We start from the raw sequence: 24,479 nt of genomic DNA, 5'->3' as shown, positions 1-24,479 counted from the left end.
AGGAGCAGGACATGTCCGAAGTGAAACTTTGCCGCTTTGCCGATCTGGTGCAGAACTGGTCGCCCCGGGGCGGTTCGACCCATGTGCAGATCGACGACAAGGATCAGGCCAGCATGGCCGCTGGGACCGTCTGGTTCCGCGATTGCGACATCCCCTTTACCCTTTGGTATGACGAGGTCTGGATTTGTCACAGCATCGAGGAGAGCTTCTCGATCGAGGTGAACGGCAAGGACCATTTCATGCAGCCGGGCGACATGATGTGGCTGCCAAAGGACACCCCGCTGCGCTACAAGTCAAAGGGCACGACGGCGGGGTTCTTTGTGGTCACGCCACCGAATTGGGCGGCGCTGCGTCCCGTCGGCTGAGGCGAAAGGGGCGGTCCCGTTTCAGCCCGCTGCAAGGGCGTGCGCGATGGATTGCAGGATGGCGGCGTTGGTGTTGAGGTCGGAATAGCCCGCCGCCGGCATCTGTGAGTCGGTAAAGAACGCGGAATCAAAACCATAGTCCCGGCGTGCCTTGGCGCGCAGGGTTTCGATCAGCCGCGCCGAATAGGTGCTGGGGCGCAGCGCGTGCCACATATAGGCGGCCTTCGTGCTTGTGGCGCGCAAGCTGCGGTCGTCGGTCTGCGTCGAGGTCGCAGCCCCTTTTTCGGTGAACAGAACCACCCAAGGGTCGGCCAGCTTGCTCACGTCAAAGCCCTGATAGGTGAACCAGGGGGAACGGTCGAGCGGCGATTCCGACGGGGCTGCGGTCACGCCAGTTGCTTCGGCCAGACGCGACTGGATGAGGTCAAGGCAATCGGCCAGATATCCGGCGGCGGGCGATCCCGGCATTTCCAGAAGATGCAGAAAGCACGGCTCGGCCCCCAGCACGCCGAAGGATACGGTGGCGGCAAGCAGACGCGCCTCGTCATCGGCAGAGGTCAGGCCGGCGAAATCATCGAAGGGCGAGGCGACGTCAAAGCCCCAGAGCCGCATTCCCGCCGCCGCATAATCGGCATAGTTCGAGGCGAAGTCATCGACCATCTTCTGTTCGCGCCAGGAATGCAGGCGGCGGTCGAGAATGACCTTGGAAAAGTCCCACGAGGCGACAAGATCGTTCAGCCCCGGCGGCGCCAGCCGATGCGCGTTCAGCCGGTGCAGCGCAATCATCAACCGGCCCGTGTCATAAGAGTTGAAGCGGGTCGTGCCCTTGCCGGTCATGGCGTCCATGGTTTCGGGTGGCAGGACAAGACGCTTTCTGGACGCGCGTTCAAGGGTGCGCAACAGGCGCTGGCACCGCTCGGTGAACTCTTCGTCCCCGATCAGGCCAAGGTCCACCGCCGCGATCATCGCGTTGATATGGCTGCCCGCCTCCCACATGCTGACCGCGCTATAGGCGTCACCCGGGTCGCCCCCGGTGATCGAGGTGACCGCCGACAGGCCCGTATTGCTGTTGGTGTTGCGATCAAAGAAGGCCCATGCCGCCCGGGCATCTTCCAGAAGTGCGGTGCGGTCATCGGCTGTGTTCGTGTAAACTTCGCTCCGCTGCCGCCAGCTTTTTGACCGGGTCAGCAGCAGCGTGGGCAGCAGCGGGTCTTTCGGCAGGGCTTCGGCGCAATAATCGGCCAGCGACATCAGCCGCGTTTCGGCCTGCGACACGATTTGCCGGATTGTCAGGAGAAAGGCCGTGCGCGCGACGGGTTCCTGCAAGGCCGAGGCGGCAACGAGCAGCAGGCCATCGCCATCCGGGCCAAGCTGGAAGCCACCTTCAAGCGCATCTCCCGCCGTGCCGACAAAGGCAAGCAGGGGGATGTTGAACTCTGCCTGCGGCGTCAGCCCGGCCTGCTCTGCCCCGGGGACCGGCCGGACCACGACGCCAAAGCGCAGGTCTTTGCCCGCGATGCTGCCGGGCCGGGCAAGGGTGATCCGTTCCTGCGCAAAGTTGCCAAAGGCGGTATCGGAATTGAAGGCCCCCCCCTGCGGCAGGTCCAGCGGAACCCAGAACGGCAGACCACCCACCGCATCGGGCGGCACCGAGGCTGTGCTGAAACCGATGCCTTCGCCTGCAAGCTGCTGTTGCAGGGAAGGCTCCGCATTGCCCGGGGTTTCCAGCACAAGCACCGCGACCCGGCGGCGAAAGGCGGTGTCCGTGCGCATTTGCAGATCGTTGGCCAGAACCGACAGCATGGTCAGCGACAGCGTGGCTTCGCGCAGCACGCGCCCGATGTCCCCCGCGGCGGCAAGAAGTGTCTCGACCGGCGTTTGCGAGATGTCATCGGCCGACAGGACCAGATGGCGTTGCAGGCCCGGAACCTTTTGCGAGAGCGCCGCCGCAACCCCTTCGATCCGGTGGTTTTCACCGCCGAGCAGCGTCAGAACGCCCAGCCGGTCTTGCCGGGCGGTTACAGGTGATCCGGTTTCGGGCAGCTCAAGCACATTGCGAAAGCCCGAGGCCAGAACGGCCGATGCCGCCCCGGAATCCAGCGGGGCGCGGCAGGCGATCGACAGCAGCGGCTGGCGCAGCGGATCGTTGCCCGCGCCGGGTTGCAGCACGTCATACAGGGTCGTGCGGGTTTCCTGTGCCTGTCTTGCGGCCTGATAGGGCGGCAGTTGCCCCAGATCGGGACACCATGCCACCACCTCGACCAGACCGGGAAAGGATTCGACATAGCGCAGGATCAGTCTTGCGGTCTCGCTGCCTTGCTGCAGGCGGTCCGGCGCCTCGCGGGTTGAGATCACCAGATTGACGGGAACGCCCCCGGCCACCAGCGCCGCAAGCAGCGCCCCCAGTGCCGCCGGGTCCGTTGCCGCGCCGATGCCGGAAAGGGTCAGAAGCACGCGCTGCGGTTCGGGCAGGGCGACCTCTTGCGCCAAGGCCATCTGGCTGAGGACCGGGCTGGCCATCAGCAGTTCAAGAAAGCTGCGCCGCCTCATCGAACCGTCAGCTCCCTGCCCGGCTCAAGCCCAAGGCGGCGCAGCTTGTTCCAGCGGGCCAGCCGGCCGCTGAGGGCGGACCAGAGGGCGCGGTAGACCGTGATATACAAGAGCGGGCGGTAGAACAGGTTCATCAACGGGATCAGATAGATCAGCCGCCAGACGGGCATCCTTTCGCGGCGATGCGCGATCCAGGCAACAGCAAGGTCCATCACCTGCACGAAGGCCACGCCGAACACGGCGACATGCGACACCTCCACCCCATCGGCGATCCGCCCGCTGTGCCAGTCGGACACCAGACCGGCCAGGAAGACAAGGAACAGGATGTCCAGAATGGGCGACATCAGCGGCAGCATATAACCGAAGAACACCATGTCGAGCATCGACATCATCCGGCGCGGACCGAATTCGAGGAAGGCGCCCCGATGCTTCCACAGGGTTTGCAGATTGCCGAAGGACCAGCGCAGCCGCTGTTTCAACAGCGACCGCACATCGGTCGGCGCTTCGGTATAGGCACGGGCGTTCTCGGCATAGGAAATCCGGTAGCCGCCGCGCCGCAGCCAGATGGTCAGGTCGGCGTCTTCGGTCAGGGTTTCGTTGGAGTAAAGTCCGACATCGCGCACCGCCTCCACCCGCCATGCGCCAAGCGCCCCGGGCACCACCATGATGCCGTTCAGATGTTCATGGGCGCGGCGGCCGATCTGTTGGGCGGTGATATATTCGATCGACTGGAACCGGGTCAGCAGACCCGCGGCATTGGCCACCACAACCGTTCCGGCCACGGCAGCAACCTTACTGTCGGCAAAGGGCCGCACGATTTCGCCGATGGCATCGGGGGCAATCCGGGTGTCAGCATCGACGCAAATCGCAATCTCGGTCTCCACCTGCCGGAAGGCATTGTTGAGCGCCTGCCATTTGCCCTGATTGGGTTGCGACACCACCTTGACGCGCGGATGCTTGCCAAAGGCTTTGGCCAGAACCGCAAGGGTGGCGTCGGTCGATCCGTCATCCACCACGATGCAGGACAGCCGTTCATAATCGCTGGCCAGCACCGATTGCACGGTGGCCACGATGACCTTTTCTTCATTATAGGCCGGAACGATCACCGTGACCGAGGGTTGCGCGGCAAAGTTCCGCGGATAGACCGGATCGCGCCGGAACGACAGGAACAGATAGAGCGCCGAACGCAGCACGCTGGCAAAGATGCAGATCCAGAAGATGCCGGTCAGAAGGGCAATCCACAGGCTGATCGTCTGCACCGACACGCTCTTGAAGAAGGATTCGGCGGTGCCGACCACCGGCAGGGCGGCCTCGGTCGTGATGCCCAGCAAGGTGGGCAGGCCGACAATCTCATAGCCGCGGGCGCGCAGCGCCGGGATCAGCAGCTCCAGCGCCTCGGCGGTGTGCATTCCGGCGCTGCGGCCATCGTGCAGAACGATCACATTGCCGCCGGTCTTTTCCAGTTCGGCGAAGACCTGCCGGACGATCCCGTCGGCGCTCGTTCCGGCCCAGTCGGTGGGAACGATATCGCTGCCCGCAACGAAATACCCCTCTTCGGCGGGGACGGTAAAGGCCATCGCCTCCACCTCGCTGATCGGTCCCGGGCCGCGGATATAGGGCGGGCGGAAGATCATCGGCGTGCGCCCGATCACGCCTTCGATCAGGCTGCGGTTGGCGCTGAGTTCGGCGCGCAGCATGAAGGGGCTGAGGTCTTCAAGATGCGGATGGCTGAAACTGTGCGAGCCGATCATGTGGCCTTCGGCAAGGGCGCGTTTGAGCAGATCGGGCGCCGACAGCGCCATCTTGCCGACCACAAAGAACGTCGCCGGCGCCTTTTGGGCCTTGAGGACATCCAGAATCCGGGCGGTTGCCACGGCATCGGGGCCGTCATCGAAGGTCAGGGCGATCTGCCGCGGCAGGCGGGTGCCATAGCGCTCCATCTGCGCCGGGCGGGGAACCACGTCAAAGCGGACATCGTCGACGTAATCGTCGTCCGGGTCCATCCGCCAGAGCCGCAGCCCGGCGCGGCTGGGGCTGTGCAGCCGGTAGAACGCGCCCTCGCCGCTGTAGACCACATTGTCGGGAAACTCCGGTGCCGCGAAGGAGGATTGCCTGCCCGACGACAACTGACCCTCCAGCACGTCCCAATAGGCGGGTTCCTCTTCGCCAAGGCTGGTTATGGCCAGTTCCGACAGGCCAAGCTCGCGCATGACCCGCAGATTGTTGTGAACGCTGGCGGCATCCAGCATCCAGATCTGATGCCGCTTGCCGGCCCGGTCGAAGAACGAGGCATAGCTGTTGCGGGCCGTCGGTGAAAAATCAATCCGCGCACTGGCTTCGGAGATGCGGAACATGGCTTGGGCGATGCTGATGCGTTCGGGAACGGCCTGCCCCGACACCCAGTCCACCGCATGGCCGCCGACCGAAATCACCAGCTTGTCGGCCGGAACCCGGTTCTTGATCACCTTCACCTGGGCCCGGAACCAGTCCAGCGGCGCCAGTGGTTGCGGCTGCGCGCCGATCCACGGCTCCTGATAGGCGGCCACGATCACCTTGTCGAAATGCGCCAGCAGTGCGGGGCTTGCCCAAAGCTGATCGAAGAGCGAGGCGACAAGACACAGCTTGAGCCCCTCGCCCTTCGCCTGCGCGGCAAGATCGGTCAGGAATGGCATCAGCGCGTCGGCATCGGCGGGCTTGAGGTCGCGCAGCCGCAGGCAGGCCGCCTCGGCCTTCATCCCAACTGCGGCGCGCACGATTCCCTTGGCCAGTCCGGCGCTTTGGCCCTTGTCCGTCAGACCGTCGAGAAAGCCCTTGGCGGTCAGGCTGCGGCCAAAGCCGAACACCGGCCAGAGCTTGGTCGCGTCGCCCCGCGCCATGCGGATCGACCGGAGTGCCTCAAGCATTTCGGCGTCAAGATCGGTGCGGGTCAGGGCCAGCGAGGGGGCGTTGATCTCGAACCATTCCGGCAGGATCACATCGACGCGGCCGCAGTTGCGCAAGAGCGGCAGAAAGGCGTTTTCCGGCTCGTTCGACAAAAGGGCATAGATGCGCGAGGGGAACATCTGGTCCGAGGCCGCAACCGCCGCCCCGGCGGGCAGGGTTTCGGCCGAACAGACGGGCCGCCCCGCAGGCGCCCTCAGGTTCGGATCTTGCAGCGGTCCGGCGCCGGTCTGTGCCTTGACGTCAATCAGCAGGCTGGCATCCGTTGCGCCGGGGGACTGTGGCGCCACGACCGCCGGGCTTTCGGTGCCGGCCTGCCGCGCCGCGTCGCGGCCTGCCAGCTTGGCCGGGTTGACGATGGCAATCGTGATGGCGATGCCCCAGACCAGCAAGGCGACAAAGGCCAGCTTGCCCCAGCGCTTGACGCGCCGGACGCGAAGACCGCTCAGGTCTTCGAACACCGGTTTCCCGGCGACCGGGGCGGATATCAACTTGCCAATTGGCGCGCGCATCAGGGCCGTTTCCGACAACAGGAGGAAGAACTGGTAAGACGTTCAGACGATCACCCGGGATCAGCTAACGCCATTCCGGTGGCAGAGTCAAAAATGCCCCGCCTGTAGCCGGTATTGTTCAATGATTTGTCGGAATTATGGCGCTGCGCCGGCGGTCTTGCAGAGACCGGCGACAATCCCGCTGCGGGGCCTGCATAGATTCCCGTCGCAGCCGCGCGCCGATCTCACGGCGGCTCTTGCGGCTTGGCAAAACTCCGGTCATCCAATGCGGGTCGATCACGCAGCATCCGCACAATCCGCAGCGGACAGGAGTTGGCCCAGAAGATGTCGATGCCCGATCCCTCGCGCACCCGAGATTATCGGATCGACTTTCTGCGCGGTCTGGCGTTGATCATGATATTCATAAACCACATCCCCGACACGGTTCTGGGCGCCTATACCTCGCGCAATTTCGGCTTTTCGGATGCGGCCGAGGCTTTTGTGCTGCTCTCGGGGATTTCTGCCGGGCTGGCCTACAGCCCGCTGCGCCGCAAGAGGTCCGAGGATGGCTCGATCTTTGGCCCATGGTCGCGCGCCTTCACGCTGTGGTGGGTGCAAGCGCTGGTCGTCCTGTGTATCTATCTGATGATCGCGGCCACGCTGAACTGGCCCGGCGTCGCCGAGATGGCGGCCGAGCGGAATGTGGCGCCCGTGCTGGACGATCCAGCCGGGCTGCTGGCGCCACTGCTGATCCTGACGCATCAGTTCAACTGCGCGGATATCCTGCCGCTTTACATCCTGCTTTTGCTGGCGGCGCCGGGGCTGATCGCCGTCGGGTGGCGCTGGCCTTTGCTGCTGCTTGTGGGATCGGGCCTGCTTTGGGCCTATGTCGGCTGGTATGCGGTCAATCTTCGGACCTGGCCCACCGATCACGAATGGTTCTTCAATCCGCTGTCATGGCAGTTTCTGTTTGTTGTCGGCCTGTTGATCGGGCTTGCGAAAAGCCGCAATCAGCAATGGCTGCCGATCCGGGCCTGGATTGCCGTTGCAGCGGTGATCTGCCTTGTGGCTTCGGCGGCGTGGATGCAGGTTCCGTCGATTGCCGACCGCGGATATGAAATCCTTGCGCAATGGCAAGAGCGTTTTGGCGCACCGCAGGTCATGATTTCCTTCGACAAGACCTATCTTGCGCCCTTGCGGGTGCTGCATATCTTCGTGCTTGCCTATGCGCTTGCCGCCTGGCCCCTGCTGCACAAGATTGCGCAAAGCCGCCATGTCGCGGCCATCGTGGTGCTGGGCCGCAACGCGCTGCCCGCCTTTGCGGCGGGCAGTATTCTGGGGTATCTTATTCAAATCATAAGAATATCCTACCTGACCACGCCCCCGGTGGACATTCTGCTGATCGGGGTCGGCATGAACATCATGCTGCTGGTGGCGCTCTTGAACGACCGCAGGAAACGCCGCGGCAGGCCGCTTGTTACGTCACATGCCGGGCATTAACCGGGTTTTCCTGCGACGCATTTTAATAAGATCAGAGCAATAACGGGATGGCGTTTATTTAAACGCGCATGGAATTTAATTAATTCCCGGGCGGTCCTCTGTATTTGAATTAAACTGCAATGTTTCCAATTTTGGAACATAACCCGGGATTCATCAGTTTCCGCCAAATTCTCCTCATGAAGTTCAAATCAAGAGGAGCGCGAAACCATGAAGATTCTGGCAAAATTCGGGGCACTCACTTGCATGATTGCCCAATTGGCTGGTGCGGCTGCGGCAAATCCGCTGCAATTCCCCGGCAGCCCGGAAATGCGCCCGGCGACACCCGAGGGGCTTGTGACGGTTTCGGCGGGCGAGCAGTATTTCACCGCCTATACCACCGGCTACAGCTACTGGGACAATACGCCGCCCGGCTCGGCCGCCATTGCCCGGCCGGTCATTCACAGCAGGGCGGGCGGCACGGGCACCTATCACGATCCGGTGACCATCGCGGTGGGGTATCGCCTTGTCGGGGGGCGGGCGCGGCTTGATTTTCCGGCGGGCACCCGCTTTTACCTGCCGCATCTGCAACGCTATGCGATTGTCGAGGATATCTGCGGCGATGGCCCGCAACCGCATCTGACCGGCTGCGCCCGGGGCAAGAACGGTCTTCCCTGGCTGGATGTCTACGTCGATGGCAGCGATGTCGGCGCGGCGACGGCCAATGATTGTATGTATCGGCTGACCGGCTTTTACGATGTCATCATCAATCCGCGCAAAGGCTATGCCGTCTCGCATGGCCCGATTGCCGAAAGCGGTTGCGCGACGCGCTAGGGGCTGGGCTGCGGCGGGTTTTCGGCCCGCCGCGCCCCGGATGGATCAGACCGTGGTGCGGAAATGCCGCTCGCGGCCATAGATCGAGACGAGCAGCAGAATGATCGCGCCGAAAGCCGCCTGAACCGACGCAGGCGAGAAGTTCAGCCCGATCAGCAGCGTGTTGATCTCGGTCAGCACCAGCACGCCCGCGATGGTGCCGATAAAGCTTCCCCGCCCGCCGACAAGGGCGGTGCCGCCGACGACAACGGCGGCGATGGTCTGGAACAGATAGGGCTGGCCGACATCGCCATAGGCCGATCCGGTAAAGCCCAGCAGCAGCACCCCGGCCATGGCGGCAAACACTGCGGAAGCCGCAAAGGTGACGGTCCAGATGCGCAGCGGGTTGATCAGCGCATAGGGCGCCGCCCCGGGGTTCGAGCCAAGGGCATAAAGCCGGCGGCCATAGGGCGTGCGTTCAAGCACCAGCACGATCAGCACCGTCAGGACAAGCAGCGTCGGGATCAGCGCGGGCACCGGCAGCGGCCCGAACGAGCCGCCGATCGAAACGAAACCTGACACGGCTTTCGGGGCAGAGCCGGACGGAAAGCCCTTGGTCCAGATCAGAACAAGGCCCTGCACGACCATGCCCACGCCAAGGGTGACGATCAGCGGATGCAGGTTCAGCCCGCGCGACAGCGCGCCGTTGAAGGCGCCGATCAGCGCGGCAAGGCCAAAGACCACCGCGCAGACCAGCCCGAAATGCCAGCCCTGACCGTAAAGCTGGGCCGCAACGACATTGGCGAAACCGATCACGAAGGGAATGGACAGGTCAATCCCGCCAAGGATCACTACCAGCGTCTGCCCGATCGAGGCCACGGCGAGCAAGCTTGCGATCACAAGCATGGCACGGATGGCAAAGGGCGCGGAATAGCCGGGGATCAGCGCGGTTCCGATGCCATGCAGCACCAGTGCCACGGCGAATGCCCCCAGCACGCGGGCCTTGATACTGTCGAGAGGCAGGGTCATGCGTGGCTCCGTTTGGTGCTGCGGTCCTGCAGGGCAATCAGCACAACGGCAACGACAAGGATCGTGCCATAGGCGACCTGCAACACATAGGTCGAGACGTTGAAGGCAGTCAGCAGGCTTTGCAGCAGGAAGATGTCCACCGCGCCTATGGCCGCCCCCAAGAGGCCACCGCGCCCGCCCGCCAGACTGACGCCGCCCAAAGCCACCGCGGCAATGGCGATCAGGGTGTAATTGGCGCCCACCTTCGGGTCGGCCGAGCCGATCAGCGCCGTCAGCATCATCCCCGCAGCCCCCGCCAGCAAACCTGTCAGCACATAGGCCAGAAACCGGGTCAGGCTGACCGGAACACCTGCGGTATAGGCGGCGCGGTCATCGCTGCCGACGGCCATGAGCTGATCATGGAAAGGTGTGCGGCACAAAGCCCACCAGAGGGCGGCAATCAGGCCAAGGGGCAGAAAGCTCCACGCGCCCGCCATCGCCTTCAGCCAGTCGGGGGCGGGGCCGATGGGCGCCGGCAGGATGGTCAGCGTCAGCCCGCCAAGGATCAGATAGGTGCCCAGCGTGGCTACGATCGGCTGCACCCGCACCACGGTTGCCATGGCGCCGTTGAAGGCGCCGATGGCGGCCCCGATCAGCAGCGCCGCAGGCCACAGGATGAAGGGCGAGGCCAGCCCTGCATCAAGGTAAAGCACCTTGATCACCACGGCACTGACCAGCCCCATCACCGGGCCGACCGAGATGTCGATGCCGCCGCGCCCGGCCAGAATGACCGGGGTCGAGGCCAGCGCGGCCCCGATCAGCGGCGCGGCCAGCCCCAGCAGCGTCGGCCAGTTGCCGGGGGCAAAGCGGGCGGGGTTCATCACCAGATTGGCGATCAGCAGCACCACAAGGATGCCGATGGCAAAGCCATAGCGGCCAAAGATGCGGGTCATGCCGCCCTCCCGAACATGGCGGCGATAACGGCTTCGGTGCCCATCGCCTCGCCGGCCATCTCGGCGGCAAGGGCGTGGTCGCGGAACACCAGAACGCGGTTGCACAGCACAAGGATTTCTTCGATTTCCGAAGACAGGATCACCAGAGCCATGCCCTCGGCGGCCAGATCGCGGAACAGGTCATACAGCACCAGCCGGGTGGCCACATCGACGCCGCGGGTCGGGTCGTTCAGCAGCAGCACCTTGGGATCGCGGGCCAGCGCGCGGGCCAGCAGCACCTTTTGCTGATTGCCACCCGACAGGGCGGTAATGGGGGCTTCGGGGCTGGGCGCCTTGATCTGCAACCGCTCTTTCCATGTCTCATACCGCGCGCGGCGGGCCTTGGCGCTGATCAGCGGGCCCCTGCGGTCGCGGCCCGGGGTGGCGATGGCGAAATTGTCGAGGATCGATATGCCGGGAAAAATCCCGGTCGAGCGGCGGTCGCGCGGCACATAAACCACGGCATTCCGCTCGGCGTCGCGGAAGGTGGCGATGCGGTTGCCTTGCAGGTCAACGGCGCCGCTGTTGCGCTCAAGCCCGGCAAGGCTGCGCAGGAACACGTCCTGGCCATGGCCGTCGAGGCCCGCAAGGCCGACGATCTCGCCGCCGCTGATCCGGGTGGAGAGCGGGGCGGCATTGCTGCGCAAAGACAGATCGCGGACGGTCAGGGACAGATCAGCCATGCTGCGCCTCAAGCTGTTCGGCCTTTTGCGGGGCCATCAAGTGCAAAAGCTGCGCCGGTGTTGCGGTGTCGCGGGCTTGGGTTGCCACGACCCTGCCAGAGCGCAGCACGGAAATGTCATCGGACAAAGCCATCACCTCATCCATGCGGTGGGTGATGAACAGGATGAGACAGCCGGCGGCCGCTTGGCTGCGCATGAAGTCGAACACTGACTCGCGGTCAGCAAAATCCAGCGCGGCGGTGATTTCATCCAGGATCAGCACGCGGGGATTGCGGGCGACGGCGCGGGCCAAGACGACAAGCTGTTGGGCTGCGAGGGGTAATGATCCTGCGGGTGCATCCAGATCAATCGCCGTGCGGGCAAAGCGCGCTAGAACGGCGGCGGCCCGGTCGCGGCGCTGATGGCGCGGGATGCGGCGGGTGAAAAGGCCGTCCAGCCCCAGCAGGATGTTGTCGGTGACTGAGCGGTCGGGGGCGATCAGCACTTCCTGAAAGGCGGTGGCAAATCCGGCAGCCTGAAAGGCGGCGGGGCTGCGGGCGGTGATCGGCTGCCCTTCGAACCGGATGGCACCGGCATCGGGCAGGACGATGCCTGACAGCAGCTTGACCAGGGTGCTTTTGCCCGAGCCGTTTTCGCCCAGAATGGTGTGGACGGTGCCCGCCCGGAACGAAATGGTCGCCTGATCCAGCGCCACGGTCTCGCCATAGCGTTTGGACAGGCCGGTGATCGCCAGCATCGCAGTCTCCCGCAGGGTGGGGTGCCGCGCCGGGTGGGCGCGGCACGGAGGGCCTTACTTGGCGCAGGCCGGGGGCACGGTGGCGTAGTCCCAGCCGGGGCTTGCCGCGGGGTTCGAGAAATAGGCGTTCATCGCCTCTTCCGAAACCGGATCGGTCGGCGGGACCGGGAAGACGGACACGGCATCGGGCGTCATGCAATCCTGATACCAGCCGGCAAGATCGGCCCCATGCACCGGCGGCAGCGGGATAAGCAGGGTGTTCAGCACCGGCTTCTGGCCATCCATGATCCGGGCCGCGACGCGGAACAGGGTCTGTGCCGTCCAGCCCGGCAGCACCGCATGGCCTTCAAAGCGGTAACCCTCGGGATTGGCTTTCCAATAGCCCAAGGCATCGCCGGTGATCGAGCCGGTGATCAGCGGCACCGGGCGGCCGGCCTCGGCAAAGGCTTCGGCAATCACGCGGGATTCCGAACCTGCCGACCAGACGGCATCAATCGGCGCCGGATTGGTCGCCAGCGTCTGCAACACCACGGTCTTGGTGACATTGGCCGTCCAATCGCCGTTGACGACGCGGGCAACCTTCAGGTTCGGGTAAAGCGCCATCGCAGCATCGCCGCCCGCGCGTTCCTGTGCCACGATCGGATGGCCGGCGATGCCTTCGACGATCAGCACATTGCCGCCCTCGGGCAGCGCCTTGCCGATGGCGTCCATCATCTCATAGCCCCAGCGCTGATAGTTGCTGTCAACATTGACGGCCGAGGGCGCGGTGACAGAACCGGCTGCGGTGATGAACGGGATGCCCGCGGCGGCGGCGGCGGCAACCGCCTCGTCCAGCCCGGTTGCCGAACCGGGGATAGAGGTGATCACGCCGCAGCCCTTGTCGATGAAGGCGCGGATCTGGTTGATCTGCTGACCGACATCGCCGTTGGAATCCGAAACCTCGAAATCGGACACCACACCGGCCGCGATCAGGCCATCGACCAGCCGCTTCAGCTCGGTCGTCACTGACACGCGCCACGGATTGCCCTGATAGCTTTCCGAGTGGCACCACTTGTAGGGCTTGGCCTTGGGCGTGAAATCGGCCAGCGGGCCGGGGGTGATGGCTTGCGGCGCGCCTTCATATTGCGCGCGCAAGACATCGGGCAGGCCCGCAATGGTTTCTTCAACCGATTGGGCAAAGGCGGGCAGCGCCGCCGTCAGGGCAGTTGCGGCCAGCAGGCCACAGAACAGGGTCTTCATCGGGTTCCTCCTCCCTATTGTCCGGGGTTGTCACCCGGGGTCGCGTCGTTGTCAGAAACTCTCCCGGAACAGCCGGTTGATCTCGTCTATCACCGGGGCCGCCGGTTCCCCGGCTGCCAGTCCTGCGGTGATGCGCTGCGATGCCGCCTCTTGCAGCGCCATATAGCCGTTGTGGCGCGGACGCAGCCACGCCCCCTCAAGCGTGGCGCGGGTGGCGCGGTAGAAATCGCTGGTGGCGGCATTTACCGCGGCATCTTCCCATGCGGCGGCATGGCCGGGCTGCCCGCCGGCCGCAGCAAAGGGGCCGCGCTGAACCTCGCCACTGGCGATCCAATAGGCAAAGTTGATGGCCGCTTCTTTCGCCGCGGAAAATGCCGAAACGGCAATCCCCGTGCCGCCAAGCGCAGAACCAACCGGCCCCTTGCCCCCCGCGACGGGCATATCGGCAAAACGGATCAGGTTGGGGCGAAAGCCGGGGATGGCGTAATTGACATAGCCATAAATCAGCGGCGCGCAGGCGATTTGCGATCCCGGTCTGGCCATTTCCTCAAAGACGGCAATCGGATCCCAGCCCGCGCAAGCCGGGTCCACCAGAGCGGCCAGTTCGCGCAGCATGTCCCAGACCTCGGCGCCTGTCGCAGGATTGATCAGGGTATCGCCTTCAACTGTGCAGGGCGCACCGATGTTCCCCGCGAGCGTGTAAAGGCACATCAGCGAATGCGGCGGGCGCAGCGGCAGCAGCACCCGGCCTTGGCGGGCAAGGTCGATCACCGCGGCCCAGGTGGTGGGCGGGGCGTCGATCAGATCGGGCCGCCATGCCAGAACCTGCGTGGCGGCGTCGATCGGGAAGGCCCATTGATGGCCGCGCCAGAAATAGCTGGGATAGCTGGCCCCCACCGACCCCGCCGCAAGTGCCGCGCGTTCGGCCTCACGACCCGGCACATCCAGCGCAGCCAGACAGCCTTCGTCGGTGATCTGGCCGACATGCGGGTGATCAATCACGATCAGGTCATAGGCGCGCGCCAGCTCTTCCACCGGAAAGCTTTCAAAATCCTGCAAGGACCGCTTTTCCCAATCAATCTGCACGCCGGTCTTTTCGGCCCAGATCGCTGCGCAGGCCACCATCGGATCGAAACCCCGCGGGTGGCTCCAGGTCATGCCTTTCAGGCGGGTCACAGGTTGAACTCCTTGCGGATGGCGGCGCTGTGGGCGCCGATCAGGGGTGCGGCGGCGGTATTGACGGGGCGATGACCGTTCAGGCGCAGCGGCAGGCGGGTGGTTTCGATTGACACGCCATCGGCGCGGGTGACGGTCTGCAACATGTCCAGCACCTGAAACCCCTCCGAGGCCAGCAGGGCCGGCCAGTCCAGCACGCGGGCGCACCAGATGTCGGCGGGTTCCAGCACGGCAAGCCAAGCGTCAACCGGCCGCGTGGCGACCTTCTCGGCGATCAGCCGCTTGATGGTGTCACGCTCGGTAAAGCTGAGTTTGGGATCGTCACGGTAGGGTGCCAGCGTGTCGATCTGCATCAGATCGGCCAGCTTCGGCAGCGGCGTCATCGCAATGGCAAGCCAGCCATCTGCCGCCTGATAGACGCCATAGGGCGCAGAAAGATAGGCATGGGCGCTGCGGAAATCGGAGCGTTTCGGCAGGCGGCGGCCATCGTTGAGATGGGTGGTCAGCACCTCGAACTGGAAATCGAGCAGGGCCTCCATCAGGCTGGTCTGCACATGCATCCCGTGGTTCGAGATGCCGCGCCGCACCAGCCCGGCCAGAATGCCCTGACAGCAGGCCGCGCCCGCCAGCATATCGGCAACGGCAAGGCCAAAGGGCACCGGCCCCTGATCTTCGTCGCCATTCAGCCACATCACCCCCGAACGTGCCTGTGCCAACAGATCCTGGCCGGGGCGGGCGACCCATGGCCCTTCATCGCCATAGCCGCTGATCGAGGCATAGACGAGACGGGGGTTGATCGCCTTCACCGCGTCATAGTCCAGGCCAAGGCGGTCAATCACGCCGGGCCGGAAATTCTGGATCAGCACATCCGCGCGGGCAATCAGCTTGCGCAGGGCGGCCAGATCGGCGGGGTTCTTAAGGTCGATCGCAAGGCTTTCCTTGCCGCGGTTGATGGCGTGGAAGATCGTCGAATCGCCGCCGATCTCGGTATCGGACAGGTAGAGCCGGCGCGACAGATCCCCGCCGTCAGGCCGCTCGATCTTGATCACCCGCGCGCCCAGGTCGGCCAGCCGCAACGAGCAATAGGGGCCTGACAGAAACTGGCTCATGTCCAGCACGATCAGGCCATCAAGCGGCAGAACGGCCTCGGTCTGTGTCACGTCACTTTCTCCCCGGCGCGGTCACGCGCCGCTTTCGTCATGCGGCAATGCAGCACAATCTTTCGTTGGTAAATTATGTTTTCATTTATGGAAGTTTCGCGCAAGCCAGAATCTGCGGCCCCGGGCAAAGAATTTGCATGACAAAAGCCCCGGCCGGCGGCCGGGGCTTGGGCAGGTCAATCGGGCTGGCCTAGTTCGTGGCGGATGTCAGCGACAGCTCGTCGCCCGCGGCGCGCAACAGGGCCAGAACGCGATCCCGGTCGGGGGCATCGGGGTTTTCAAGCCGCCGCACGAAGGGGCAGGTCAGGGCGGCCAGAACCGTGCCGTTCGGCCCCATGATCGGCACGGACAGGTTCCACACCGTTGGCGTCTGCTGGCTTTGCATCGCCTCATAGCCGTGCTGCACGACATCGGCCAACCGCTTGTCCAGATCGGCGGGGGCGACCTCATAGGGCATGGTTTCATGCTCTTCAAACATCAGCGCCCGTTCTTCGGGGGAAGCGAAGGCCAGAATGACGTGGCCGGACCCGGAATTGACCAGCCCGATCTGCGCACCCACGCGGATCGTGACGCCCCAATAGCCCGGCGCCTCGACCTGAGCGATGACCACCAGATCGCCACGGTCATATTTCACCAGATGGCAGGCTTGTTCGGCAGCATTGGTAAAACGGCGCATCACTGGCATGGCCTGACCGACCAGACGGCGGATCGGCGGGCGCAGATGAGCCAGCAGGAACAGCTTCATGGTCAGCGCATAATTGTCGCCCTGACGGGCCACATAGCCGCGCCGTGCCAGCCGGTCGAGCATCCGGTAAAGTTCGGTCGGAGAGCGGTTGAGCGCGGTCGAGATGTCTTTCAGCGTCATGCCTTCTTCGCGGGCGGCCAAAAGCTCGATCATATCAAGCCCCTTGTCCAGCGCGGGGGCGCGATAGCGGCCGTCATCGTCATTCTCGGACATGGTTTCACCTGTGAAATTTCCCGCTTAAGCTACGCATTGACGCGGCAACGTCAATATCGTTTACTGGCAGTATAACATTTCATATATGGAATACTGCCCGTCGGGGAGCGGGCAAGGGGAGGGTGATGATGGGCGAACTTCTGTTGTTTGTCGGAACGCTGAACCGCGAAGCACCCTATTTTCAGGGCGCGCGGGGCGACGGTCTGAATGTGTTCAGCTTTGACGAGGCCGCGCTGCGCTTTCGCAAACTGGCCGGTTATCCGCAGGTCGAAAATCCGACCTATCTTTCCGTCAGCGCCGATGGCCGCCGCATCTATGCCAATTCCGAAGTGGCCGACTGGCGCGAGGGTTTGGTGACCGCCTTTGGCTTTGATCCGGCGACCGGGCGGCTCGACTATCTCAACACCCAGCCCAGCCTTGGCAGCATCACGGCCCACAGCATGATCTCGCGCGATGGGCGGCGCCTGTTCGTGGCCAATTACACGGTGGGCACGGGCGGGCCGGATCAGTCGCTGGTGGTGTTCGATCTGGGGACGGCGGGCCTCTCTCCGGCCATTGCCAGCGTGGCGCATCAGGGCAGCGGCCCGGACCCCGCGCGGCAAGAGCGGTCCCATGCCCATAGTGCGACCGAGGTGTTGCAGGGCGGTATGGTGATCGTGGCCGATCTGGGGATGGACGCGCTGATCACCTACAGCATCGGCAGCGATGGCGTGCCAAGGCAGATCGCCCGCGTCCAGACCGCCCCCGGCGCGGGGCCGCGGCATCTGGCTCTGCATCCCGGTGGGCGGTTTGTCTTCGTGATGAACGAGCTGGATTCCACCGTAACTGCGCATAGCTTTGATCCTGCCACGGGGGTTCTGGCGCCGATTGACAGCCAGCCCGCCGTGCCGGCCGAGGCGCGGTCTGGCAATCATTGCTCGGACATCCAGATTTCCCCGGACGGGCGGTTCCTTTATGGCGGCAACCGCGGGCATGACAGCATCTCGATCTTCGAGATTGACCAGGACAGTGGCCGACTGACGCCGCGCGGCTTTGCGCCCTGTGGCGGGGCCACGCCCCGGCATCTGGCGCTGACACCTTCTGGACGGCATCTGCTGGTGGCCAATCAAAACGCCGACCGGGTGAGCATGCTGGCCCGCGATGCAGCAACCGGCGCGCTGCGCGATACAGGCGCCGCCTTGCCGATCGGCACGCCGATGTGCCTGAAATTCGCGGAGGTTTAACGATGGCCGAGATTGGCATTCACCCGCGCGGTCTTCCCGGCCTGCCCGAGGATCACGCACAGATTCCCGTCTGGAACGCCGAGAACTGGTATTATGAGGATTTTGCCATCGGCGACAAAATCCGGTCGATCCGCCGCACGATCGCGGAAGGGGAGTCGATGCAGTTCAACAGCCTTGTGATGGACCATCACCCCTATGTCAGCGACGAGCGTTTTGCCGTTGAAGAGGGTGTCTTTGGCCGCCGTCTGGTGGCGGGGGCTTTCGTGTTCTCGCTGGGTCTGGGGCTGGCCGCGACCAATTGCCTGAATTCGTTCAGCTATGGCTATGACCGGCTGCGCTTCATCAAGCCGGTCTTCATCGGCGATACCATCTACACCATCCGCGAGAATCTGGCGAAAGAGGTTCACAGCGACAAGATGGGCAAGCTGCGGGTCAGCTATTCGGTTTACAAGGGCGAAGGCGAGTTGGTGCTTTATGCCGAACATCTGCTGACGGCGCTTTACCGTGACCCCGCCGGCTTTGCCGAGGCCGCCAGGGCGCGCATGGCCGAAAAGACGGCGCGTGCCGGGTGAAAAGGGGGGCTGCTGCCCCCCAATCCTCAGATGTCGTTCACGCAGATCTGGCGCTGTTCCCCCAGCCCCTCGATCCCCAGTTCCACCACATCCCCGGCCTTGAGGTAACGCGGCGGTTTCATGCCCAGACCCACCCCCGGAGGCGTGCCGGTCGAGATCACATCGCCCGTATGCAGGGTGAAGAACTGCGACAGGTAAGACACCAGGAACGGCACCTGATAAACCATCGTATTGGTCGAGCCGTTCTGCATCTGCGCGCCGTTCACCTTCAGCCACATATGCAGGTTGTTGGGATTGGCCACCTCGTCCCGCGTGACCAGCCAGGGGCCGATCGGGCCGAAATTGTCCGAGGATTTCCCCTTGGACCATTGGCCCGACCGTTCGGTCTGATAGGCCCGCTCGCTCACATCATTGCAGACGCAGAAACCCGCGACGTGATCCATCGCATCGGCCTCGGTGATATATTTGCCGGGCTTGCCGATGACGAAGGCCAGCTCCACCTCCCAGTCGGTCTTTTCCGAGCCGCGGGGAATGATGATGTCGTCATTCGGGCCGCAGACGGCGCTGGTGTATTTGGCAAAGATCACCGGCTCGGGCGGCACGGCCATGCCGGATTCGGCGGCATGGTCGGAATAGTTCAGGCCGATGCAGATGAATTTGCCGATCTGGCCGACGCAGGCGCCATAGCGCGGATTGCCCTCGACCAGCGGCAGCGATGCCGGGTCGATGGCCTGCAGCCGGTCAAGGTTGGCCAGCACATCGCCGGCAATGTCAGAGACATGGGCGGACAGATCGCGGATGCGCCCCTGCGCGTCGATCAGGCCGGGCTTTTCCGCGCCGCGGCTGCCATAGCGGACAAGTTTCATGGGGGGTTTCCTTTCCTCAGATGGTCCAGCCGCCGTCGAGTGCGATCAACTGGCCGGTGGTATAGGCGGATTCGTCGGCGCCCAGATAGGCAACCATCGCCGCGATTTCTTCGGGCTTGCCGATGCGGCCCATCGGCTGGCGGGCGATGAACGCCTGCATCGCAGCTTCATAATTGCCGGTGTCGCGCAGGCGCTGATGCAGCGAAGGGCTGTCCACCGTGCCGGGGCAGACCGCGTTGCAGCGGATGCCCTGTTTCACATAATCCTGCGCCACCGATTTGGTGATGCCGCCCACCGCCGCCTTTGACGCGGAATAGATGAAACGGTTCGGCGGCGCGGTCAGCGGGCCCGCGACCGAAGCCATGTTGATGATCGACCCGCCGCCCTGCGCCACCATCCCCGGCAGCACAGCGCGCAGCATTCGATACATGGCCTTGCAGTTCAGCGCGAAGGCAAAATCCCATTCGTCCTCGGTCGAGGCCATGATGTCGCCCGCATGGACCACGCCGGCGCAGTTGAAAAGAATGTCGATGCGGCCGGCTGCGGCAACCGTCGCCGCAACAGCTTCGGCGTCCAGCACGTTCAAGACCTGCACGGTGATGCGCGGCGTGGCTTTCAGCTCTTCCAGCGTGGCGGCGTTCAGATCGGTGGCAAGCACCTCGGCGCCTTCCTCGGCCAGCCGCAGGGCGGTGGCCTTGCCGATGCCCTGTCCAGCGGCGGTGATCAGGGCGCGCTTGCCCGCAAGTCTTTGCATTCTCGTGTCCTTTATGCGGCGCCCGGCAGGCAGGCCGGGCCGATGGGTTCAAAACTCTTGTAGGTCAGGATGAATTCGCGGTGGCCAAGCTCTTCGGATCTGGTTTGCTGCCCGGCGGCCACGGCCACCACCAGATCGCGGATTTCCTGCCCGACCTCGGGGATCGTGCGGCGGCCTTCGATGATATCGCCTGCGTTCACATCCATATCCTCGGCCAGCGCACGATAGGTGTCGGGGTTGGCGCAGACCTTGATCACCGGAGAGATGGCGGACCCCACGACCGAACCGCGCCCGGTTACGAACAGCGTCATATGCGCACCGCTGGCGATCATCTCGACGATTTCGGCATTGTCGCTGATGTTCGGAAAGCCAAAGCGTACATCGCCATCGGGAACCACATCCATCAGGTAAAGCCCGCCTTTGGGCGGTATGTCGCCCGGCTTGATCAGGCCGGAAATCGGGCTGTCACCGGATTTCACATAGGCGCCCAGCGACTTTTCCTCGATGGTGGACAGCCCGCCTGCCGCATTGCCGGCGGCAAAGCTACCATAGCCCAGCGTGGCATAATAGCGTTCCGCCTTTTGCACGCTTTCACGCAGGATATTGCCAAGTTCGGGGGTGATCGCCCGTTCGGCCATGATCTCTTCACAGCCGATCAACTCGCCGGTTTCTTCAAAGATGCAGGCGGCCCCTTCGGCCACCAGAAGGTCAAACGCCTTACCTGCCGCCGGATTGCCGGAAATGCCCGAAGTGCCGTCAGAACCGCCGCAAACGGTGCCGATGATCAGCTCATCCACGCCCATCGCGGCGCGCGGACCTTCGGCGATTTGTGCCAGCGTCTTGCGAATCCAGTCGGTTCCCGCCTGTATCGTCGATCGCGTGCCCCCGGTGCGCTGGATCACCAGCGTCTTGACCGGGCGACCCGAGGCATCGACGGCATTGGCTGCGCGCACCTTGTCAAAGCTTTCGCAGCCCAAGCTGACGAACAGTACCGCCCCTACATTTGGATGGGTGCAGAGCTTTTCCATCATCTGCGCCGCATATTCATTGGGATAGCAGCCGGGAAAGCCGATCAACTGCACCTCGCCCTCATGGGGCGTATTGCGGAACTTCTGCACGATTTCGGCGGCCACGAAATGCGCGCATTCGACCAGATAGGCCACGACCAGCGTGTTCCTGATGCCCTTGCGGCCGTCGGCGCGCAGCCAGCCCTGAATGTCACTCACAGCGAGACCCCCGCGCTCAGGCCATCGGCGTCCTGCAACATGTGGGTTGCGGTATAGGCCGAACGGATATTGTGGACGTGAACATGCGCACCGGCGTGGATGGCTTCGGTCGCAACGCCGATGGGCATGCCGTATTTCAGGATCGGCGCGCCGCAGGCAATGTCGTGACGGGCGATCTTGTGTGCCATGGGAATGGCACGGGTCAGTTGCACCGGGCCGGTCTCCAATGTCACGCGGTCGCCTTCGGCGGCATTGGCGCGGGCGACCAGCACATTGTCCTTTTCCGACAACAGCAGGAACGGTCCGAAGTCATGGGTCACGTCCGGCACTCCACCATATAGATGTGATCGGCCACCAGCGCGGTTTCCCCGGTGTGTTTGGTCACCGTCAGCCGTTCGGTAACGCGGCCATAGCCGGGGCGTTTCTCCATCAGCTCCTTGCCGATGATTTCAACGCGCGAGCGGATCGTGTCGCCGATGAACACCGGCTTCACGAAACGCATCCGGTCATAGCCGTAAGAGAAGGCCACCGGATTGATGATCGTCGCCGTCAACCCGACGCCGATGGTGAAGACCATGGTGCCATGCGCGATGCGCTGGCCAAAGGGCAGGGTCTTGCAGAATTCGGCATCCAGATGATGCGGAAAGAAATCGCCGGAATGGCCCGCATGAACGACGAAATCGGTCTCGGTGATGGTGCGGCCAACGGTGTCACGGGCCTCGCCGATGACGTAATCCTCAAAGTATCTGGTTTGTTCAAGCATTCGGGTTCGTCCTGATCGGATGAAGCGGGGCTGCGGCACTTTCATAGGCGGCCTCGACCAGCGCCATGGTGTGCCAGGCGTCTTCGGCACTGCCCTGCAACGTGGCATCCTCGCCGGTGGTAAAGCGCATGACCTGGGTGATGCGGCCGACGAAGGCCGCGATGAACCAGTTGCCGACCAGCGGGATTTGCCGCCAGTCGCCGCTGGTGTTCAGCCACAGCTCGTCCGGTTCGCCGCGGGGGTAGTCGAGATTGACGCCGACCTTCAGATAAGCAGCGCCCTTGGTGCCGCTGATGCGGAACTCGCAAGCCTGAAACTTGCGGCCAAAGCTGTGATTGTGGTTGATCGACAGATTGGCGCGGATCTTCGGGCCGTAATCCAGCATCAGCGAGCTGCGGCTGTTGGAAATGCTCGACGAGGGATGGCCCATCGTGCGCGCGGCGATGCCCTGCGGATTGCCGAAAAGATCGCGGATCAGGTCGAGATAATGGATCGAGTGCAGCAGGATTTCGACCCGCGGCAGATCGGCAAGAAAGGCCCAGAGATGCCACGGCGTATCGACCGCGAGCAGCGCATCGAAGTCGATCACCTCGCCCAGTTGGCCCTGTGCAATGGCGTCCTTCAGGGCCAGACACATCGGGGCAAAACGCAGTTGGAAATTCACCGCCGCCCGGATGTTGCGGGCGCGCAGAATGCCGATGATCTCGTCCGCTGCGGCCAGATCGCTGCCCATCGGTTTCTGGATCAGCGCAACGCAGGCTTCGGGCAGGGCACGCAGCAGCCCGGCAATCGCGGCGGGCGGCACGGCCAGATCGTAGATCGCAGAGGGGCCGGCGGCGGTCGCCTCGGCCAGATCGGAAAAGGCGCGCGTTCCATGCTTTTGCGCCAGAGCGGCGGCTTTCGCATGGTCGGGGTCATAGATGCCCGCAACGGTGAACCCCGCCTGCGCATAGGCCGGCAGATGCGCGTCAGACACGATTGAACCCGCGCCGAAGATCACGATGGGCAGGCTGCGGGCAGGCGGTGCGATGGTTTGGATGAGGTCAGTCATGGTGGAAGATTTCGGTCATGTCGGCCCACCATTCCCCTTCCTTTCGGGTGTCCAGCGGCCGTTGCAACGGCATGTTCACCGCCCACCATTTCTGTGTTGTCGGGTCGGCGGCCATCTTGGCCATATCGGCCGCATAGTCGGTGCCGACATATTCGAAGTAAGAGAACAGCAGGTTCTCTGGCTCTTTCAGGAAGATCGAGTAGTTGCGGATGTTGCATTCGTTGATCTTGGCCAGCACATCCGGCCAGACCTCGGCATGCAGCCTGCGGTATTCCGCCTTGCCCTCTTCGGAAAGGCCCAGCACGGCGCCATAGCGTTTCATTGCCCGCCCTCCCGAATGGTGAAGCGAGAGCCGTCTGCGGTGCGGGCGGCAAGGCTGTCGTGATCCCAGTTGATGCCAAGGCCCGGGGCGGTGGGGGCAATGGCATGGCCGCCATCCCGTGCCATCGGGGCCGCGATATCGTCCAGTTGCGGGATGTATTCCAGCCAGGGCGCATTGGGCACCGCGCAGACCAAGGACACATGCAGCTCCATCAGGAAATGGGGGCAGATCATCAGGTTATGCGCCTCGGCCATATGCGCGACTTTCAGCCATGGGGTGATGCCACCGATGCGGGCGACATCGGCCTGCACGATGCCGCAAGCTTCGGCAGCGATGTAATCGGCGAACTGGCCTGGGGAATACATCGATTCACCGACCGCAATCGGCACGCGGGACTGCCGGTTCAGGCGGGCATGGCCGGCAATGTCATCGGCGGGCAGCGGCTCTTCAAACCAGGCGATATTCAGGCTTTCCAAGAGGTTCAGGCGACGGGCGGCCTCGGGCTGTGTCAGCGACTGGTTCGCGTCGGTCATGATCTCATATGCATCACCCAAGGCGCTGCGCACCGCCGAAAGGCGGGCGGCATCACCGGCGACCGTGGGCTTGCCGATCTTGATTTTTGACCCTTTGAAGCCTGCCTCGCGCATCGCCAAAGCATCCTCGACCAAAGCGGCGGGTTCCAGATGCAGCCAGCCGCCTTCGGTGGAATACATCGGTACCCGGGTTTTCGCGCCCCCGGCCAGCAGATGCAGCGGCAGCCCCGCGCGTTTGCCGCGCAGATCCCACAGCGCGGTGTCGATGGCGGCTTGCGCCAGCGACATGATCGGGCCGACGGCGGTGGCGTGGCTGGTGAAGAGAAGATCGCGCCAGATCTGCTCGATCATTTCCGCCTCGCGTCCCATCAGGGCGGGCAGCAGGCTGCGCTGCAACAGCGACAGGATCGCCGGCCCACCATCGCCGATTGTATAGGAATACCCCATCCCCGAGGCACCCTCGGCATCGGTCAGGGTGACGAAGATCGTCTCTTGCGACTTGAACGACTGGATCGCGTCGGTGCGTTTCACCTTGGGGATCAGATCGACAAGGAAAGCCTCGGCCAGAACGATGCGCGCCAT

23 protein-coding genes are annotated in these 24,479 nt (G+C 63.9%); 5 read left to right on the top strand and 18 right to left on the bottom strand.

Features of this window, described 5'->3' with window-relative positions; genetic code table 11:
• The first annotated feature begins 11 nt into the window (after positions 1 to 11).
• Positions 12 to 365, top strand: coding sequence for a cupin domain-containing protein (locus HS053_RS13775; protein WP_174211837.1), 354 nt, complete (start codon positions 12 to 14; stop codon positions 363 to 365).
• 21 nt (positions 366 to 386) lie between these two features.
• On the opposite strand, the gene HS053_RS13770 is transcribed toward HS053_RS13775, so the two are convergent.
• Both HS053_RS13770 and HS053_RS22600 read right to left on the bottom strand, forming a co-directional pair.
• Positions 387 to 2,915, bottom strand: coding sequence for a DUF3131 domain-containing protein (locus HS053_RS13770; RefSeq protein WP_174211836.1), 2,529 nt, complete (start codon positions 2,913 to 2,915; stop codon positions 387 to 389).
• On the bottom strand, positions 2,912 to 6,316 hold the full coding sequence (locus HS053_RS22600) for a glycosyltransferase (RefSeq protein ID WP_174211835.1): 3,405 nt from the start codon (positions 6,314 to 6,316) through the stop codon (positions 2,912 to 2,914). The genes HS053_RS13770 and HS053_RS22600 overlap by 4 nt, the downstream gene beginning before the upstream one ends.
• Positions 6,317 to 6,697: 381 nt before the next feature.
• Between HS053_RS22600 and HS053_RS13760 the strand changes: the two genes are divergently transcribed.
• Entirely contained in the window at positions 6,698 to 7,846 is a 1,149-nt protein-coding gene (locus tag HS053_RS13760; RefSeq protein ID WP_174211834.1) for an OpgC family protein, read from the top strand.
• A 207-nt stretch (positions 7,847 to 8,053) separates the two neighbouring features.
• Entirely contained in the window at positions 8,054 to 8,656 is a 603-nt protein-coding gene (locus tag HS053_RS13755; RefSeq protein WP_241699867.1) for a hypothetical protein, read from the top strand.
• A 45-nt stretch (positions 8,657 to 8,701) separates the two neighbouring features.
• Here the strand turns inward: HS053_RS13755 and HS053_RS13750 are convergent, their stop codons facing one another.
• From HS053_RS13750 to HS053_RS13715, 8 genes are all read right to left on the bottom strand, one after another.
• Positions 8,702 to 9,664 carry an ABC transporter permease gene (locus HS053_RS13750; protein ID WP_174211833.1) on the bottom strand — a complete coding sequence of 321 codons (963 nt, stop codon included), beginning with the start codon at positions 9,662 to 9,664 and terminating at the stop codon, positions 8,702 to 8,704.
• Complete coding sequence (locus tag HS053_RS13745; protein ID WP_174211832.1) at positions 9,661 to 10,596, bottom strand: ABC transporter permease; 936 nt, start codon at positions 10,594 to 10,596, stop codon at positions 9,661 to 9,663. The genes HS053_RS13750 and HS053_RS13745 overlap by 4 nt, the downstream gene beginning before the upstream one ends.
• Positions 10,593 to 11,318 carry an ATP-binding cassette domain-containing protein gene (locus tag HS053_RS13740; protein ID WP_174211831.1) on the bottom strand — a complete coding sequence of 242 codons (726 nt, stop codon included), beginning with the start codon at positions 11,316 to 11,318 and terminating at the stop codon, positions 10,593 to 10,595. Before HS053_RS13740 ends, HS053_RS13745 begins: the two co-directional genes overlap by 4 nt.
• Positions 11,311 to 12,054, bottom strand: a complete 744-nt coding sequence (locus tag HS053_RS13735; protein ID WP_174211830.1) for an ATP-binding cassette domain-containing protein — start codon at positions 12,052 to 12,054, stop codon at positions 11,311 to 11,313. The genes HS053_RS13740 and HS053_RS13735 overlap by 8 nt, the downstream gene beginning before the upstream one ends.
• Before the next feature lie 54 nt (positions 12,055 to 12,108).
• Positions 12,109 to 13,293, bottom strand: coding sequence for a substrate-binding domain-containing protein (locus tag HS053_RS13730; protein WP_174211829.1), 1,185 nt, complete (start codon positions 13,291 to 13,293; stop codon positions 12,109 to 12,111).
• Positions 13,294 to 13,344: 51 nt separating this feature from the next.
• Complete coding sequence (locus HS053_RS13725; protein WP_347233331.1) at positions 13,345 to 14,469, bottom strand: ABC transporter substrate-binding protein; 1,125 nt, start codon at positions 14,467 to 14,469, stop codon at positions 13,345 to 13,347.
• Positions 14,466 to 15,629 (bottom strand): CaiB/BaiF CoA transferase family protein, encoded by a 1,164-nt coding sequence (locus tag HS053_RS13720; protein WP_347233330.1) that lies wholly within the window; start codon positions 15,627 to 15,629, stop codon positions 14,466 to 14,468. Before HS053_RS13720 ends, HS053_RS13725 begins: the two co-directional genes overlap by 4 nt.
• A gap of 190 nt (positions 15,630 to 15,819) precedes the next feature.
• Positions 15,820 to 16,587 carry an IclR family transcriptional regulator gene (locus HS053_RS13715; protein WP_174211828.1) on the bottom strand — a complete coding sequence of 256 codons (768 nt, stop codon included), beginning with the start codon at positions 16,585 to 16,587 and terminating at the stop codon, positions 15,820 to 15,822.
• Positions 16,588 to 16,712: 125 nt separating this feature from the next.
• Between HS053_RS13715 and HS053_RS13710 the strand changes: the two genes are divergently transcribed.
• Positions 16,713 to 17,810, top strand: a complete 1,098-nt coding sequence (locus HS053_RS13710; protein ID WP_206677611.1) for a lactonase family protein — start codon at positions 16,713 to 16,715, stop codon at positions 17,808 to 17,810.
• Between the two features lie 2 nt (positions 17,811 to 17,812).
• Positions 17,813 to 18,382 (top strand): MaoC family dehydratase, encoded by a 570-nt coding sequence (locus HS053_RS13705; RefSeq protein ID WP_174211827.1) that lies wholly within the window; start codon positions 17,813 to 17,815, stop codon positions 18,380 to 18,382.
• Positions 18,383 to 18,408: 26 nt separating this feature from the next.
• Here HS053_RS13705 and HS053_RS13700 read toward each other — a convergent pair whose 3' ends face one another.
• From HS053_RS13700 to HS053_RS13665, 8 genes are read right to left on the bottom strand one after another with little or no spacing between them, the layout of a single operon-like run.
• On the bottom strand, positions 18,409 to 19,248 hold the full coding sequence (locus HS053_RS13700) for a fumarylacetoacetate hydrolase family protein (RefSeq protein WP_174211826.1): 840 nt from the start codon (positions 19,246 to 19,248) through the stop codon (positions 18,409 to 18,411).
• A 16-nt stretch (positions 19,249 to 19,264) separates the two neighbouring features.
• Entirely contained in the window at positions 19,265 to 20,002 is a 738-nt protein-coding gene (locus HS053_RS13695) for an SDR family oxidoreductase (protein WP_174211825.1), read from the bottom strand.
• An 11-nt stretch (positions 20,003 to 20,013) separates the two neighbouring features.
• On the bottom strand, positions 20,014 to 21,228 hold the full coding sequence (locus tag HS053_RS13690; protein WP_206677610.1) for a UxaA family hydrolase: 1,215 nt from the start codon (positions 21,226 to 21,228) through the stop codon (positions 20,014 to 20,016).
• A complete protein-coding gene (locus HS053_RS13685; RefSeq protein WP_206677609.1) occupies positions 21,225 to 21,548 on the bottom strand; it encodes an SAF domain-containing protein in 324 nt (107 codons plus the stop codon). Before HS053_RS13685 ends, HS053_RS13690 begins: the two co-directional genes overlap by 4 nt.
• Positions 21,545 to 21,991 carry a MaoC family dehydratase gene (locus HS053_RS13680; protein ID WP_174211823.1) on the bottom strand — a complete coding sequence of 149 codons (447 nt, stop codon included), beginning with the start codon at positions 21,989 to 21,991 and terminating at the stop codon, positions 21,545 to 21,547. The genes HS053_RS13685 and HS053_RS13680 overlap by 4 nt, the downstream gene beginning before the upstream one ends.
• On the bottom strand, positions 21,984 to 23,042 hold the full coding sequence (locus HS053_RS13675; RefSeq protein WP_174211822.1) for a Gfo/Idh/MocA family protein: 1,059 nt from the start codon (positions 23,040 to 23,042) through the stop codon (positions 21,984 to 21,986). The genes HS053_RS13680 and HS053_RS13675 overlap by 8 nt, the downstream gene beginning before the upstream one ends.
• Complete coding sequence (locus HS053_RS13670) at positions 23,035 to 23,364, bottom strand: L-rhamnose mutarotase (RefSeq protein ID WP_174211821.1); 330 nt, start codon at positions 23,362 to 23,364, stop codon at positions 23,035 to 23,037. Before HS053_RS13670 ends, HS053_RS13675 begins: the two co-directional genes overlap by 8 nt.
• Entirely contained in the window at positions 23,361 to 24,479 is a 1,119-nt protein-coding gene (locus tag HS053_RS13665) for a mandelate racemase/muconate lactonizing enzyme family protein (protein WP_174211820.1), read from the bottom strand. Before HS053_RS13665 ends, HS053_RS13670 begins: the two co-directional genes overlap by 4 nt.

The sequence above is a fragment of the Tabrizicola fusiformis genome, from assembly GCF_013328815.1.
GTDB lineage: Bacteria > Pseudomonadota > Alphaproteobacteria > Rhodobacterales > Rhodobacteraceae > Fuscibacter.
The sequence above is the reverse complement of the archived record's forward strand: the minus strand, read 5'-3'. Positions and strand labels throughout refer to the sequence as shown.

Bases quoted from the DNA above. Each gene is read 5' to 3' on its own strand.
- HS053_RS13755 (WP_241699867.1), top strand. From the start codon at position 8,054: ATGAAGATTCTGGCAAAATTCGGGGCACTCACTTGCATGATTGCCCAA.
- HS053_RS13745 (WP_174211832.1), bottom strand. From the start codon at position 10,596: ATGACCCGCATCTTTGGCCGCTATGGCTTTGCCATCGGCATCCTTGTG.
- HS053_RS13730 (WP_174211829.1), bottom strand. From the start codon at position 13,293: ATGAAGACCCTGTTCTGTGGCCTGCTGGCCGCAACTGCCCTGACGGCG.
- HS053_RS13735 (WP_174211830.1), bottom strand. From the start codon at position 12,054: ATGCTGGCGATCACCGGCCTGTCCAAACGCTATGGCGAGACCGTGGCG.
- HS053_RS13700 (WP_174211826.1), bottom strand. From the start codon at position 19,248: ATGAAACTTGTCCGCTATGGCAGCCGCGGCGCGGAAAAGCCCGGCCTG.
- HS053_RS13775 (WP_174211837.1), top strand. From the start codon at position 12: ATGTCCGAAGTGAAACTTTGCCGCTTTGCCGATCTGGTGCAGAACTGG.
- HS053_RS13665 (WP_174211820.1), bottom strand. From the start codon at position 24,479: ATGGCGCGCATCGTTCTGGCCGAGGCTTTCCTTGTCGATCTGATCCCC.
- HS053_RS13760 (WP_174211834.1), top strand. From the start codon at position 6,698: ATGCCCGATCCCTCGCGCACCCGAGATTATCGGATCGACTTTCTGCGC.
- HS053_RS13750 (WP_174211833.1), bottom strand. From the start codon at position 9,664: ATGACCCTGCCTCTCGACAGTATCAAGGCCCGCGTGCTGGGGGCATTC.
- HS053_RS13675 (WP_174211822.1), bottom strand. From the start codon at position 23,042: ATGACTGACCTCATCCAAACCATCGCACCGCCTGCCCGCAGCCTGCCC.
- HS053_RS13715 (WP_174211828.1), bottom strand. From the start codon at position 16,587: ATGTCCGAGAATGACGATGACGGCCGCTATCGCGCCCCCGCGCTGGAC.
- HS053_RS13705 (WP_174211827.1), top strand. From the start codon at position 17,813: ATGGCCGAGATTGGCATTCACCCGCGCGGTCTTCCCGGCCTGCCCGAG.
- HS053_RS13680 (WP_174211823.1), bottom strand. From the start codon at position 21,991: ATGCTTGAACAAACCAGATACTTTGAGGATTACGTCATCGGCGAGGCC.
- HS053_RS13670 (WP_174211821.1), bottom strand. From the start codon at position 23,364: ATGAAACGCTATGGCGCCGTGCTGGGCCTTTCCGAAGAGGGCAAGGCG.
- HS053_RS13695 (WP_174211825.1), bottom strand. From the start codon at position 20,002: ATGCAAAGACTTGCGGGCAAGCGCGCCCTGATCACCGCCGCTGGACAG.
- HS053_RS13770 (WP_174211836.1), bottom strand. From the start codon at position 2,915: ATGAGGCGGCGCAGCTTTCTTGAACTGCTGATGGCCAGCCCGGTCCTC.
- HS053_RS13740 (WP_174211831.1), bottom strand. From the start codon at position 11,318: ATGGCTGATCTGTCCCTGACCGTCCGCGATCTGTCTTTGCGCAGCAAT.
- HS053_RS13710 (WP_206677611.1), top strand. From the start codon at position 16,713: ATGATGGGCGAACTTCTGTTGTTTGTCGGAACGCTGAACCGCGAAGCA.